Origin of the sequence: Pseudoalteromonas sp. S1727 (genome assembly GCF_005886375.1) — a bacterium.
GTDB lineage: Bacteria > Pseudomonadota > Gammaproteobacteria > Enterobacterales > Alteromonadaceae > Pseudoalteromonas > Pseudoalteromonas haloplanktis.
The window spans coordinates 17,005-30,038 of sequence record NZ_PNDT01000011.1; the positions used below are offsets into that span (position 1 = coordinate 17,005).

Annotated in this window: 14 protein-coding genes; 11 read left to right on the forward strand and 3 right to left on the reverse strand. The window is 42.7% G+C overall.

Annotation, left to right across the window (positions count from 1 at the left end; genetic code table 11):
* Positions 1 to 19 precede the first annotated feature (19 nt).
* The 5 genes from CWB85_RS03475 to CWB85_RS03495 all read left to right on the forward strand — a co-directional run bounded on the left by CWB85_RS03475 (position 20) and on the right by CWB85_RS03495 (position 4,028).
* The gene (locus CWB85_RS03475) at positions 20 to 526 is read left to right on the forward strand and encodes a DUF2753 family protein (protein WP_138554112.1); all 507 of its coding nucleotides are present in this window, start codon (positions 20 to 22) and stop codon (positions 524 to 526) included.
* 30 nt (positions 527 to 556) lie between these two features.
* Positions 557 to 1,171, forward strand: coding sequence for a superoxide dismutase (locus CWB85_RS03480; protein WP_138554113.1), 615 nt, complete (start codon positions 557 to 559; stop codon positions 1,169 to 1,171).
* 78 nt (positions 1,172 to 1,249) lie between these two features.
* Complete coding sequence (locus CWB85_RS03485; RefSeq protein ID WP_138554114.1) at positions 1,250 to 2,611, forward strand: DNA-3-methyladenine glycosylase 2 family protein; 1,362 nt, start codon at positions 1,250 to 1,252, stop codon at positions 2,609 to 2,611.
* Positions 2,608 to 3,081 carry a methylated-DNA--[protein]-cysteine S-methyltransferase gene (locus CWB85_RS03490; RefSeq protein WP_138554115.1) on the forward strand — a complete coding sequence of 158 codons (474 nt, stop codon included), beginning with the start codon at positions 2,608 to 2,610 and terminating at the stop codon, positions 3,079 to 3,081. The genes CWB85_RS03485 and CWB85_RS03490 overlap by 4 nt, the downstream gene beginning before the upstream one ends.
* Before the next feature lie 98 nt (positions 3,082 to 3,179).
* Positions 3,180 to 4,028: an amino acid ABC transporter substrate-binding protein gene (locus CWB85_RS03495; RefSeq protein WP_138554116.1), complete on the forward strand. Its 849-nt coding sequence runs from the start codon at positions 3,180 to 3,182 to the stop codon at positions 4,026 to 4,028.
* Here the strand turns inward: CWB85_RS03495 and CWB85_RS03500 are convergent.
* A complete protein-coding gene (locus CWB85_RS03500; protein ID WP_138554117.1) occupies positions 3,997 to 5,556 on the reverse strand; it encodes an ATP-binding cassette domain-containing protein in 1,560 nt (519 codons plus the stop codon). The two genes, CWB85_RS03495 and CWB85_RS03500, sit on opposite strands and share 32 nt — an antisense overlap.
* An 18-nt stretch (positions 5,557 to 5,574) precedes the next feature.
* Positions 5,575 to 6,627, reverse strand: a complete 1,053-nt coding sequence (locus CWB85_RS03505; protein WP_138554118.1) for a P-loop NTPase family protein — start codon at positions 6,625 to 6,627, stop codon at positions 5,575 to 5,577.
* A gap of 336 nt (positions 6,628 to 6,963) precedes the next feature.
* On the opposite strand from CWB85_RS03505, the gene CWB85_RS03510 reads away from it, so the two are divergent.
* The 6 genes from CWB85_RS03510 (at position 6,964) to CWB85_RS03535 (ending at position 12,044) form a co-directional block, all read left to right on the forward strand.
* Complete coding sequence (locus CWB85_RS03510; RefSeq protein WP_138554119.1) at positions 6,964 to 7,392, forward strand: hypothetical protein; 429 nt, start codon at positions 6,964 to 6,966, stop codon at positions 7,390 to 7,392.
* On the forward strand, positions 7,389 to 8,051 hold the full coding sequence (locus CWB85_RS03515; RefSeq protein WP_016706822.1) for a response regulator transcription factor: 663 nt from the start codon (positions 7,389 to 7,391) through the stop codon (positions 8,049 to 8,051). Before CWB85_RS03510 ends, CWB85_RS03515 begins: the two co-directional genes overlap by 4 nt.
* Positions 8,038 to 9,414, forward strand: coding sequence for a sensor histidine kinase (locus CWB85_RS03520; RefSeq protein WP_016706821.1), 1,377 nt, complete (start codon positions 8,038 to 8,040; stop codon positions 9,412 to 9,414). The genes CWB85_RS03515 and CWB85_RS03520 overlap by 14 nt, the downstream gene beginning before the upstream one ends.
* Before the next feature lies 1 nt (position 9,415).
* Complete coding sequence (locus CWB85_RS03525; RefSeq protein WP_138554120.1) at positions 9,416 to 10,189, forward strand: hypothetical protein; 774 nt, start codon at positions 9,416 to 9,418, stop codon at positions 10,187 to 10,189.
* Positions 10,190 to 10,279: 90 nt separating this feature from the next.
* Positions 10,280 to 11,368 carry a porin gene (locus CWB85_RS03530; RefSeq protein WP_138554121.1) on the forward strand — a complete coding sequence of 363 codons (1,089 nt, stop codon included), beginning with the start codon at positions 10,280 to 10,282 and terminating at the stop codon, positions 11,366 to 11,368.
* An 85-nt stretch (positions 11,369 to 11,453) separates the two neighbouring features.
* Positions 11,454 to 12,044 carry a thymidine kinase gene (locus CWB85_RS03535; protein WP_016706818.1) on the forward strand — a complete coding sequence of 197 codons (591 nt, stop codon included), beginning with the start codon at positions 11,454 to 11,456 and terminating at the stop codon, positions 12,042 to 12,044.
* Here CWB85_RS03535 and ltaE read toward each other — a convergent pair.
* A complete protein-coding gene (gene ltaE, locus CWB85_RS03540) occupies positions 12,021 to 13,034 on the reverse strand; it encodes a low-specificity L-threonine aldolase (RefSeq protein WP_138554122.1) in 1,014 nt (337 codons plus the stop codon). The two genes, CWB85_RS03535 and ltaE, sit on opposite strands and share 24 nt — an antisense overlap.

The window sequence follows — 13,034 nt, forward strand, 5'->3', positions numbered from 1 at the left end:
TCTGTGCGGGTGATTTTTTATGACACAGCTTCAGCGTACACCATTTACAGAGCTCCCTTGCGTTGATCAGGCTCTGAGTCCTTGGCAATCGAATATTATGGCGGGTAACTATGCCTTTGAACGGGGGGCGTTACTTGAAGCTCGCGATAAATACACCACAGCACATACCTTAGCCTCTCGGTTATTAAGTCAATTTAGTCAAGCCAAAATATGCCAGCTAGTGCTCACGGCAATAGAGCATTGTTGCCCTGCATTAGTGGTTGCGGCTCATAATTTGGCTGATACCTATAAAGCGATGAATCAAACGGAGCAAGCGTGTCAGTGGTTGTGTGATGTTCATATCACCTTGAGCCATTTATGCCAGCATCCATGTCAAACTGTCCGCACTGTGGTTGTGCATCATCACCATAAGACCTACATCGAGTTGGTGCAGTTTGCAAAGTCTTACAGTCACTATCCGCAATTAATTGCGCAAATTAATAACACATTAAGTTACACCCCAGATCAAAAAGCCACTGTGCATTGATCATTTATCTTAAGTCCACAAGGAGCAATTATGGCGTTTACATTACCCCCATTACCGTATGAATATGATGCATTAGAACCACACCTTGATGCAAAAACGATGGAAATCCATCACACCTTGCATCATCAAACGTATATAAATAAAGCGAATGCTGCACTTGAAAATACCCAGTATGCAAATACTGATGTGCATGAACTATTAACCACAATAACGACGCTACCAACTGAATTACAAAAAGTGGTGCAGGAGCACGGTGGTGGGCATGCGAATCACTCGCTATTTTGGACTGTAATGAGCCCACATGGTGGTGGTCAACCAACTAGTACCTTGTTAGATGTAATTAATGAACAGCTTGGTGGCTTTGACAGTTTTAAAGATGCATTTACCGCCGCAGCGGTGAGCCGCTTTGGCAGCGGCTGGGCGTGGCTCAGTGTAAATAAAGATAACCAACTTGTAGTGGAAAGTAGCTTAAATCAAGATAGTCCTTTGATGCATGGTCATACGCCGATTTTAGGTTTAGATGTGTGGGAACACGCCTATTACTTGAAGTACCAAAATCGTCGCCCTGAATATATTGCCGCTTTTTATAATGTAATAAATTGGGCTGAAGTTGAACGTCGTTATTTGGCTGCTATTGGCAAATAAAAGTTGAGTGCCGAAAATGGCTAGTAAACTGTGTTTTTTCACGTACTCTATTAGCAGATGTACAGTTAAGAGCACCTTATGGATACTAGCCATTGGCAACTTGCCAGACAAAGCCGCGACCATCGTTTTGATGGACTTTTTTTTATCGCTGTAAAAAGCACCGGTATTTATTGTCGGCCAATTTGTCCTGCCCCTACCGCAAAAGAGCAAAATGTAGAATACTTTCAATATGCACACAATGCGGCGCAGGCTGGGTTTCGTCCGTGTATTCGTTGTCGTCCAGATAGTGCCCCTGGCAGTAGCGCATGGCAAGGCACAAAAACCACGGCGCTTCGTGCTAAGCAGTTAATTGATAATGATTTAACAAAGCAGCAAAGCTGTGAACAATTAGCTGAACGACTAGGCGTCAGCAGCCGCTATCTACGGCAGTTATTCCAACAGCATTTTGGTATTTCAGTCACTCAATATCGGTTATTTAATCAGTGCCATTTCGCTAAAAAGTTATTACAAGAAACTAACTTACCCGTATCCCAAGTGGCGTTTGCGGCAGGGTTTAACAGTATTCGTCGGTTTAATGATGCGTTTTTACAGCAATTGCACATTTGCCCTTCAAAAATGCGTGGCAAGCAAAGTACTAAAAGTGCAGTGCTGACCCTTAAATTACCATTTCGGCCGCCGTATAATTGGGCTGCGCTACAGCAATTTTTGCATAGACGGCTTATTTCCCCTATGGAGTGGATAACTGATACAAGTTATGGCCGCAGTTTTAAAAACGATTATTGCCAAGGCCAATTTACGGCTGAATATGTTGAGCATAAACACCATTTTTTAGTTCGCATTGATATTGACCAGCCTCGGTTTTTACAGCCTATTTTAAGTGAGATCCGCAGAGTCCTCGATTTAGATGCCGACACGGCGCAGATTGAGCAGCACTTAGCCGCACAGCTGCACGGTGCAATCGCCTTAGCACCAGGGTTACGCTTACCCGGCATTTGGTCTGTATTCGAAGCGGGTATTCGCGCAGTACTCGGTCAACAGGTGAGTGTGACTGCTGCTCACAATTTAGTCACTCAGTTGGTCAATGAATTAGGGGAGCGAGATACCGAGCGAGTGTATTTTCCCACTCCTGAGGCGGTGACCAACAGTGAATTGGGCTTTTTTAAAATGCCGCAAGCACGTAAAAATGCGCTACGTAATTTAGCGCAGTTTTGTGCCGATAACCCTGACTGTCAGCAGCTGGATCAATGGTTGGCACTCAAAGGAATAGGCCCTTGGACTGTCAATTATGCAAAACTACGTGGGCAAAGTCAGCCGGATATTCTACTCGCGGGAGACTTAGGTGTTAAAAAAGCCCAAGCTGCGGCAGCCCCTTTTAATGATGAATTGTGCGCACCATTTCGTTCTTATTTAACCTTCCATTTATGGCAGCAACTAACATGACACTTATTCAAACACGCATTCCTACTCCGATTGATGAGCTTATTATTCAAGGCAGTGAGTTAGGAATAAGTTATGTGGGCTTTTATCCTATCATGGATCACCCAGAAACCCCGCTTGCTAAGGTTGAGCAACCACATATTTTACATTGTGCAGCACAACTTGATGAGTATTTTGCAGGCAAGCGGACAACCTTTGATGTTACTTTAGCGACGCAAGGGACGGCTTTTCAACAAGCTGTTTGGCAAGCGCTTTGCGCCGTGCCATTTGGTAAGACGCACAGTTACTCTGATATTGCTAATGCCTTAGATAACCCAAAAGCAGTACGCGCAGTGGGGGCTGCCAATGGTAAAAACCCGATCAGTATTATTGTGCCATGTCATCGTATTATTGGCGCAAATGGTAAACTTACAGGCTATGCCGGGGGGTTAGATCGCAAACAATGGTTACTTGAACATGAGGGAATTATTTGACCTGCTTGCAGGTTATTTAAACTTTTTTATAAAGCGGCTAACCAATTTGTTTTTTCGGTCTACACTTTAGCTATTGATGTCTAAGGGTTACAGATAAAATGAAAGAAAACAAATGTGTTAGGGAGAACCGTTGGTGTGTTGTTTTACTCTGTAGTTTTTGTGTGTTGTACTTAACGGCCGTGCAAGCAAAAGCAACTGAGCTAATTTACTGTTATGAAGATACAAGATCCGCATCACACTTTTTAAATGAAGGCAGCGATGTGCCAATAGATGATCCAGATGCTTTATTAGCCGTATTTCAGCGCCTTGATAATAAGCTTGATCAAGTATCCATCCGTTATGTACGACAGCCTTGGCAAGCATGTTTAACTGATTTACGTAGCAATAAAGTCAATGCGGTTATAGCAGCATATCGCAAAGATCGTACTTCGTTTGGTCAATATCCACTGAGCAAAACGCAGCAACCCGACTCAAAACGTGCCGTCAGTGAATTTAGCAGTTGCTTAATTGGTAGTAACAGATTTCATCAACAATGGCAAAGCCGCGAAGTATTTCAAACTAAAGCATTCACGCTAGCGCTCCCTCGTGGCTATAAATTGAATAAAGCCATGACTCAAGAACCTTTTTTTATACAACACACCGCTTCTGTTGAAAAGGCGCTTGAGTTAATTGAGCGAGGAGTGGCTGATGCCAGTATCAAGCTTTGCCAAATAGGGAGCCGTAAAATTGTTAGCAAGAACCAAAATACAGCACTGAAAATGGTTTATCCACCAATTACAAAAGAGCACGGTTACTTAGTGTTTTCAAAAACATTCTACGATGAAAATCAATCTCTTAGTCAGCGTATTTGGCACACCTTAGCCGCTCAAGATAATGCCAAGTTGTATGTTGAGCAGCTCAGTAAAGCGGGTAACACTAATCAATTGGCCAGTACTGATCGATATTAGAAAGTGTCGATTGCTGTTGCTGACACAGTATAATGGTGGCACTCACCAGCTCATGGTCGCTTAATAATTGTTGCAATAGTGCCGTCTCTTGCAGCAGACTTGGATCATCTAATATCAACAGCCCAGGTTGCTTGATCAACGCACGAATAAGTAAAGTACGTATCCTCAAACCCGATGGTAAATGCCGGCCCAGCTCGTTTACAGGTTGCATCAGTTCGCTGTTGTTAATACCCAATTGTGCAGCCAGTGCCGTTATTGTTGTCAGTGGTATACGTTGATTTGCATAACGAATATTACTTAATAATGTGCCTTTAAAGAGTTGGGAGTGTTGGCTGATTAACTGAACACATAGTTGTAAGCGCCGTGGTTGTAACCAATCAATACGTCTGCCGGCAAGGACAATTTGTCCACTACTTGGACTGAGTTGCTTATTAAATAAAGCACACAATAATGATTTACCACTGCCCGAGGCGCCATAGATATTGATTCGCTGACCCGCAGTAGCGCTATAATTGAGGTTCTCAAATACCCCAGTGTAGCTAAGCTGTTTTAATTTTACCGCCAAGGGCACATAGCGGGTTAACTTATTGGTTTTCTGTATGGGCATTTTATCTGCCTTCGCTAGTGCAATATTTAGCCGTTGCTTTGCTACAGCAAAAACAAAGTAATCAAAGCTGGCGCGATTTAAACTACTTAAGGTCGCAAAAAACAGCCCGAATAATAGTAAAATAGGCAGTAATTGGTTTTTATCTAGTTGCCCATCTGAGTTAAAAATTGCCAAAATGAATGCTAATTGGCTCAACACTAAGCTGTGGTACTTTAGGCAGCTACCGGGCACCGTGAGGGCAACCATAGCATCACCGAGGCGTTGCGAATTTTTGCTTACATGGCGTGTTTCTTTCCCTAGTTGAGCGATATTAAGTACCGTATGTGGAGCAAAGCTACGTTCGCATAAATGACCACTTAAACGCCCACGTAGTTGACGAATAGCCAAAGTTAAGGTGGTTATTTTTATGCGACACATTAATGTGATGATGATACTTAGTGCCGTCATTAAACATAAAATAAATAGCATTTTGGGCCAGTAAATTGCGCACACTACTAAGTACGCAAGCAATGCGCAGGTTTGACAAATTGCACTTGCTATACCTCTGCCTACCCAATTTTTTAAACTATTACTGTCGGTGATCAGACGATTCATGGCCACTCCAAGGCGGGCGGGGAGACGATCATTTGATGCTGACATTAAATGGCTATATAACACCTCTCTTGCATCAACTAAATAATGCTGAGCAACTTGCTCGGCAATACGGTGCTGACCTAGCTGTAAAAAAAACAGCGCCACAGTTAATGTTAATAGCAACAGTAATGGCTGTGTAAGCAAAGGATTATCCCATAAGCTTTGCAATAGCCAGATACTGGCAATGGCAAGGCCTGCTTGGCATAACCCTAGTGTGACTAAAACTACCAGCCATACTCGTCGCGATGCGACGAAAATGGCTGGTAAACGTTGTGAATGCAGCGTCATGATTAACCTTTATTTGTATTAAGCAAGCTGTTTACGGGGGCTCGGGCTTAATAAAGTACGCGCGATATGAGGGTTTCGCAGTGCAACTAAATCAAACACTGGGAGCTGTAATATATTGGCCGCTTCACGTAGGGCAAGTGGTGAGGCGCAAATTTGTCCACTGATCCCTTGCACGTTATAGCCTTGTTCTTGTAACCAGGTTGCGCCACTTTGCGCTCCCATCGCTTCACGGGCTGCAAATAAGACATGATTAAATTGACGTTTAAATTCGCTATTTTCCAAAATAAAACGCGTTTCTTGTTGATATAAACCATCGGCAATTTCGACGACGAGTGCCGTACAACCTTGCGACACTAAGTATTGCCCTAAACGATGATATACATCCAAGATATTATCAAAGCCAATATTAAAACTGGTGGGGAATCCAGCATCGGTGAAATCAACTACTTGATGAGCCCCTGAGTCTTGCATCAACCATAAATCGCCGCCAGCACCAGTACCGGTAATTTTCATGCCTCCGACTTTGTAGCCTGCGCTGTTAAGGCCATGAATTAAATTAGCTGCCGTGGTTGTTTTACCTGCATTCATCGAGGTACCGACCACAATAGTGCTGGGGATATGGGCGATATTACTGGGTGTTGGCTCAACACGATACTGTGCAAGGTTAAGTACTTTGCCATCCTTATTGGCTATCAAACCAATAGGCTCTATACAGGTAGGGCCTGAAATACGTTTATGCCAGCATAATGCCTGACTAGCAATACCACCGGCTGCAACCATATGACAGGGTGATAAATCTTCTGGAATGCGCGACTCAAATTGGTCTGGTGCATAACGGTCACCGTACGCCAGGATGATTTCATCGCCTTCATAGATAGTTGCGCGACGTCCATCGACACGTTCTGAGCGTTTATGATGACCCAGCTCAGTGACCTTAACTAATACTAAATCACCTAGTTGCGGTTTTACATCACCACAGACAAGCGTTTGCATATCAGCAGTTGCCACTCTACGTGTTACAAAAGATTGTTTAGCGTTAATGATGCGTGTGTGTTGGTTTGTAGTATTCATAGTAAGTTTCCTTTTATTAAATGGGTGTGTGTTTTCGTTGAGGTGCATAGTAGAGCGGGTGCCATGACACAAAGCTGATAGATTATGTAAGCTTGTTGTAAGGTTGTATCAAAATGGGGTAAAATAAATTCAAGTCGATGTATTTAAAGATAAAAAATAATTTAAAAAAATTTAAAATATTTTTTAGCACAAAAAGTGGCTTTTTAGGCCACTTTGTAGCTTGTAAGCTTGTTGTAAGGTACTGCTAGTTATACTTTGCAATTTGGAAATAGAGCTTGTTTTCAAGCAATTACAGATGGCGAGTGATTTTTCTCATAAGCGAATATAAGGCTTACTGTGTTTATACTTTTATCTAAGCAGCGACAAATCGTAAATCTTACCTGCACCGCAGCATTGGTATTTTTATGCCATAGCAGTGGCGTGGTGGCTCAATGCGATGAAAAACCTTCAGCAAATGCATTCTTTGCATTTATGAAAGAAGTTAAAACAAAACGCCTTGGCGAAGATGAAACCCTACTACGTGCCCAAGCAGATAACCTGCAATGCAAACCTGTATTTAAGTTAAAAGTGCTGGATAGACGTGGCCAGGTATTAGTGCGTTTTTATGATCCGGTCAGTTTTGCAGAAATTACCCCGATTGAAAAAAATCAGCAGTGGGGGCTAGATAACGCAATTGACGTGCTTAATTCGCTAAACCCACTTACAACACCGACACAAGGAGAACAACCTGTGCTGAACAAAGATAACCAAGGAGAGCAACCATGAGAGCATTAGTCGTTGAGGATGATCAACAAGCAGCACAGCAGATCAGCGATGCATTAAATAAGCATGGATTTGCCGTAGATGTATCTCATGATGGTAATGATGCGTGGTTTATTGGTGATACTGAAGAGTATGATATTGCTATTTTGGACTTGGGCTTGCCTGGCCGTGATGGCTTAAGTGTCTTAACGGATTGGCGAAGAGGCGGTAATAAAATGCCTGTTTTGGTTTTAACTGCCCGTGATACATGGCGTGAAAAAGTCAATGGGCTGCGGGCAGGCGCAGATGATTACTTGATCAAGCCATTCGAAATGGAAGAGTTACTTGCAAGGGTTGAAGCTCTGGTCAGACGCGCTCACGGGCATGCCAGCAGTGTTATCGCGTGTGGTAGTTTAGAGCTTGATACGGCAAGTCAACGAGCTACGTTATATGGTCGCCATTTAGACTTAAGTGCGCTTGAATACCGTTTGTTGGCGTATATGATTAATCGAGTTGGGCAGGTGGTGTCAAAAGCAACGTTAACAGAGCATTTATATCAAATGGATTTTGAACATAACTCCAATGTGATAGAAGTGCTTGTTAATCGCGTTAGAAAAAAACTGGGTACAGAGCATATCCAAACACGCCGTGGCCAAGGGTATGTAATTAATGACGCAGAGTAAACCGGTCGGCTCGTTAAAAAAGCAGTTGCTACTTACGACATTTGCCTGCAGCAGTGTGACGTTAGTGGTGGTAGCACTGATACTTATTGGCTTGTTTAATGCGCATATAGTGAAGCGTTTTGATGAAGTACTAATTGATCAAATGCATGATTTGGTTGCAGCAGCAGAATTTGATGACAAGCAACAATTACTATTAGCGTGGCGCTCATCAACCCCTAAATTTAATGAGCCGTTTTCGGGGTGGTATTGGCAAATTTATGATGAACAAGAAGTAATGTATCAATCGGATTCTTTGTATTCGGGCGATCCGATTCGATTAACTCAAATCCAAGATGATGAAACCCTTAAATACATTGAGTTTACGGGACCTGCTGGCCAAGCTTTGCGTGCGATTGTACAAAAAATCTCATTCCCAGCGCTTGATAGTCACTTTCATGTGCTGGTAAGTGGTCCAGTTGCCAATATCACTAATGACGTTTGGCAATTTACTTGGCAATTGGCCTGCGCTTTAACGCTTGTAGCGTTTGGTTTTTTAATAGCGATATTTGTGCAGTTAAAAGTAGCAATGCAACCTTTAAGTCGATTTAGTACTGCAATTAAAGCGATCAGAGATGGCCAAGCGAATAATATAAACATCGACGTGCCTAGTGAATTGTATGATATTCGCGGTGAAATAAATAATTTACTGCTGCACAATAGTGCTATTTTAGAGCGTTCGAGGTTGCAAGCGGCAAACCTAGCGCACGCATTGAAAAACCCTATTTCAGTGCTGCAGAACCAATTGCCCACATTACCCGCAGACCAAGCGCAGTTACTAGATGAACAGCTACAAAAGCTTAAGCAGTGCACCCACACTCACCTTGCAAGAGCGCGATTGGCGGGCTCTGTCAATCAATTAGCCGCGCTGTGCAATGTTAGCGATACGCTTAGTGAGTTATTGTTTTCAATGGAATTATTATATAAATCAAGGAATCTAACGCTCCGTTTTTCATCAGCACCGCAGAATGGCTTTCGGGGGGATCAACATGATCTTGATGAATTACTCGGTAATATTATTGATAACGCATGTAAATGGGCCCGTAACCAAGTTTTGATCAACGTTGTTTTAAATGAACATACTTTAACAATTAACATTGAGGACGACGGGCCAGGGATCGCGCAACAGAGCCGACAAAAAGCCTTTAAAGCAGGTCAACGCTTAGATGAAACAACGCAAGGTACTGGCCTAGGTTTAAATATTGTGCAAGATATTGTTACCTTATATAACGGCTCGATTAATTTATACCGCTCATCACTAGGTGGTCTTGGCGTTGTTTTGACACTACCAGGCTCAACAGTGACAACCATGGACACAGGGGAATAACATGAAACTCATCTCATTGGCCGTATTCAGTATTGTTTTATCGGGTTGCCAACTTACACAGTTAATAGACGACCCCGGTAGCATGACTCGCCAAGTACAAAATAATCATCGCGATGCAATAGATCAGCTTAGTAATAAACTTGATAACTGGTTTACTAGTTCCTCGCAGCAGCAACTATTAACTGACGCGAAACGCTCACTGAATGATGGATCGGGTACTGTATACCAAGGGGTTGATAAATATACTGCGAGCCGTTGGCAGTTACACAGTGATGAATTGCAATGGCAAGCGTTACAAATAAAACGCCCAGGGGATCCGCGGTTAGATTTTGCTGAGCCGTTACAATTTATTGGTTTAGCTTACTATACAGTAGAGGATGTAACCTTACACAGTGCGGCTGCAAATGATGCAATCGTTGTTACGACACTCAAAGCTAAATCAACATTTATAGCATTGGGTAAAGACAGTACACAGCAATGGTTATTAGTACAACAAGACAATCAAGTACTCGGCTATATGCGAGCCTCAGCGGCAAAAGCCAGTGTTAGTGATAAAACGATTTTAGCGGCACGACCGTTGCCGTTAAAAGCGGATACCGCCAATGATTTATCACGTAATGATACAGTATTACCTATGCACAGTATTTTAGGTTTTTATGGGTGTAAAAATTTAACCTTAAATTTAGCAAAGGCTGAAAAACAGCTAGAGAGAATCTTTACTTTATGTCAAAAATCGCCGCAGATCTGGTTTTTAGACCCTTTAGCGGATAGTTAGTGCACAAGCTTACGTTAAGCTTACCAAGGTGCTAATAAATCGGTAAGTAGGCTGCGTGTAAAGTTGCTTCAATTAAACAAGGAGCAACTTATGCGCACTAATAATGTATTAAAATCAATTGACCTTTCACAATCTAAACTATCATCATTCGCCCTTTTCAGCAGTTTACTATTTTCGACTACGTATACAGGCGAAGCTTCAGCGACCACGCTATTAAAAAATGAAGATACAACCGTATCATTGTATGCTCGACTGCGAGTGTTGCTGCAATATGATAATAAAGAGGCTAAGTCAAGCACAGCAAATACACCGTCGCCTTGGCAGTTACGCGATAATGGGAGTCGTGTGGGTGTAAAGGGGCATTACAAACTTGATAAAACGCAGGTATACGGGCGTATAGAACTTGGTACTAACATAGATAAAGATAATGAACCTCTTATTTTTGCCCGCAAAGCGTACATTGGTGTAAAAGGACGCTTTGGTAAATTACAGTACGGCAAACAAAATGCGCTGATCAAAGATGCAGATGATTTTGATCGTAGTCACCGCATTGGTTCAACAGTGCATTACACACGTAATGAGTTAAATACTAAACGCCCAGAGCATACAATTGAGTATCAATACCAGTGGCAGGATTTAGCGATCACTTCACAACTTAATTTACCGCGAGAGCTTGACGAACAGCCGTCATTTCGGGTTGGCTCAAAGCGACTAAAACTTGCCAGTAAAGACATGGATATTGGTTTTGGAATGAGCGCTGACTATGCACCAATTAAAGGGATCTCTTTGCAGTTAGCCACACAAACGGCAGAGTATGACTTAGAAGGCGAATACCAAATTAATTTAGCATCGGTGCAATGGCAATTATCCAAGCAGTTATCGGCAGGTGGTTATATTGCCAGACACCAAATGAGTGATGAGCTGCAACACGGCACAAGTTATAACATGGCTTTAGGTGGGCGTTATAAATGGCATTCTAAACATCGTTTATATGCCAGTGTTGAATATGCCCAAGGTGCTGATGATCTAGAAGGAGGTAAAGAGTTGACCTATGTAATCGGTAATGACTTTAAAATTAATAAAGATTTACGTATTTTTGCTGAAATGCGGCAACGAACCTTTGATGTTGATAAAGACAGTGAATTCAGGGCCGCTTTAGGTTTCACTTATCGCTTTTAATTAAAACTTAAAAACGGGTGCCGAAAGAGCGAATATGCGCTAGCATACTCGCTCTTTTTTATGGTGATCAGTTCAAGGTAAATAGATGGCACAGCTGTACTTTTATTATTCTGCAATGAATGCAGGTAAATCTACCACGTTATTACAATCGGCATTTAATTATCGCGAGCGCGGCATGGAGCCGGTTATTTTAACTGCCGCGATAGATGACCGAGCGGGCGTTGGCAAAGTGTCATCGCGAATTGGCTTACAAGCTGATGCGCACATCTTTGATGCAGAAAAAGATGTTTTTGAGCTGATCAAACAACTTAACGGTGAGCAAAAGCGTCACTGCGTGCTGGTGGACGAGTGCCAGTTTCTATCTCGCGAGCAAGTAATGCAATTAACCGATGTGGTTGATGAGTTAGGTATTCCCGTATTGTGTTATGGATTACGTAATGATTTTAGAGGCGAGTTATTTAGTGGCTCTCAATATTTACTGGCTTGGGCAGACAAGCTCATTGAGTTAAAAACCGTTTGTCACTGTGGCCGTAAAGCGAATCACGTATTACGTACTGATGAAAACGGTGCTGCGATTGCCGACGGTAATCAAGTAGAAATTGGCGGCAACGATCGCTATGTATCAGTATGCCGCAAACATTATAAAGCGGCGTTAAACATGCAGCGCAGCAGTTAATTTAGCTATAAATAGCTCAATATCAGCGCGAGTAATACCTAAATGAGTCACTAACCGTAAGGTTTTATTTGGGCTGAATAAAATGCCTTGCGCTTTTAGCTGCTGTGCTAGGGCGTGAATATCGAGATTACCGGCAACATGGGCATACACCATATTAGTGGTATCTTTTGCTAGATCGACGTGAAACCCTTCAATTTCATTGAGCCGCTGCGCTAAATAGCGAGCATTGACGTGATCATCTGTTAGGCGACTAACATTGTGTTCAAGCGCAAAGTGCCCTGCAGCAGCGAGCATTCCCGCTTGGCGCATGCCGCCACCTAGTACTTTACGCCAGCGTTTTGCTTTATTGATAAGCGCAACAGAGCCAAGTAATAATGAACCAACCGGCGCGCCTAACCCTTTTGACAAACAAATAGACACTGAATCAAAATGACGGGTGATTTCAGTAATATCTACTTGCAGTGCAACTGCTGCGTTATAAACCCGCGCACCGTCTAAATGGAGCGCTAATTTATTCGCTTGGGTAAATTCACGTGCTTTAGCTAAGTAGCTAATTGGTAACACTTTACCACCTATGGTGTTTTCTAAACTGAGCAGCCGAGTATTCGCAAAATGAAAGTCATCGGGTTTAATAGCAGCGCGAAGTTTGTCAAAGCATAGGCTGCCATCACTTTCATTCTCAACTGGCTGCGGTTGAATAGAGCCAAGGACTGCTGCTCCACCACCTTCAAATTTATAGTTGTGTGCATTTTGCCCGCAAATATATTCATCACCTCGTTCACAGTGGCCCATTAGCGCCAGTAAATTAGCTTGCGTGCCTGAGCTGCAAAATAGCGCGCTGGCGAAACCGTGGCGCTGTGCAGCAAATGCTTCAAGTGTATTTACACTGGGATCATCACCATATACATCGTCACCTAACGGCGCTGTGTGCATAACATCACGCATGGCTTTACATGGCAGGGTTACGGTATCAGAACGAAAATCAATCAT

Bases quoted from the DNA above. Each gene is read 5' to 3' on its own strand.
- CWB85_RS03525 (WP_138554120.1), top strand. From the start codon at position 9,416: ATGAAACTCATCTCATTGGCCGTATTCAGTATTGTTTTATCGGGTTGC.
- CWB85_RS03505 (WP_138554118.1), bottom strand. From the start codon at position 6,627: ATGAATACTACAAACCAACACACACGCATCATTAACGCTAAACAATCT.
- CWB85_RS03495 (WP_138554116.1), top strand. From the start codon at position 3,180: ATGAAAGAAAACAAATGTGTTAGGGAGAACCGTTGGTGTGTTGTTTTA.
- CWB85_RS03500 (WP_138554117.1), bottom strand. From the start codon at position 5,556: ATGACGCTGCATTCACAACGTTTACCAGCCATTTTCGTCGCATCGCGA.
- CWB85_RS03475 (WP_138554112.1), top strand. From the start codon at position 20: ATGACACAGCTTCAGCGTACACCATTTACAGAGCTCCCTTGCGTTGAT.
- CWB85_RS03480 (WP_138554113.1), top strand. From the start codon at position 557: ATGGCGTTTACATTACCCCCATTACCGTATGAATATGATGCATTAGAA.
- CWB85_RS03530 (WP_138554121.1), top strand. From the start codon at position 10,280: ATGCGCACTAATAATGTATTAAAATCAATTGACCTTTCACAATCTAAA.
- CWB85_RS03490 (WP_138554115.1), top strand. From the start codon at position 2,608: ATGACACTTATTCAAACACGCATTCCTACTCCGATTGATGAGCTTATT.
- CWB85_RS03515 (WP_016706822.1), top strand. From the start codon at position 7,389: ATGAGAGCATTAGTCGTTGAGGATGATCAACAAGCAGCACAGCAGATC.
- ltaE (WP_138554122.1), bottom strand. From the start codon at position 13,034: ATGATTGATTTTCGTTCTGATACCGTAACCCTGCCATGTAAAGCCATG.
- CWB85_RS03535 (WP_016706818.1), top strand. From the start codon at position 11,454: ATGGCACAGCTGTACTTTTATTATTCTGCAATGAATGCAGGTAAATCT.
- CWB85_RS03520 (WP_016706821.1), top strand. From the start codon at position 8,038: ATGACGCAGAGTAAACCGGTCGGCTCGTTAAAAAAGCAGTTGCTACTT.
- CWB85_RS03485 (WP_138554114.1), top strand. From the start codon at position 1,250: ATGGATACTAGCCATTGGCAACTTGCCAGACAAAGCCGCGACCATCGT.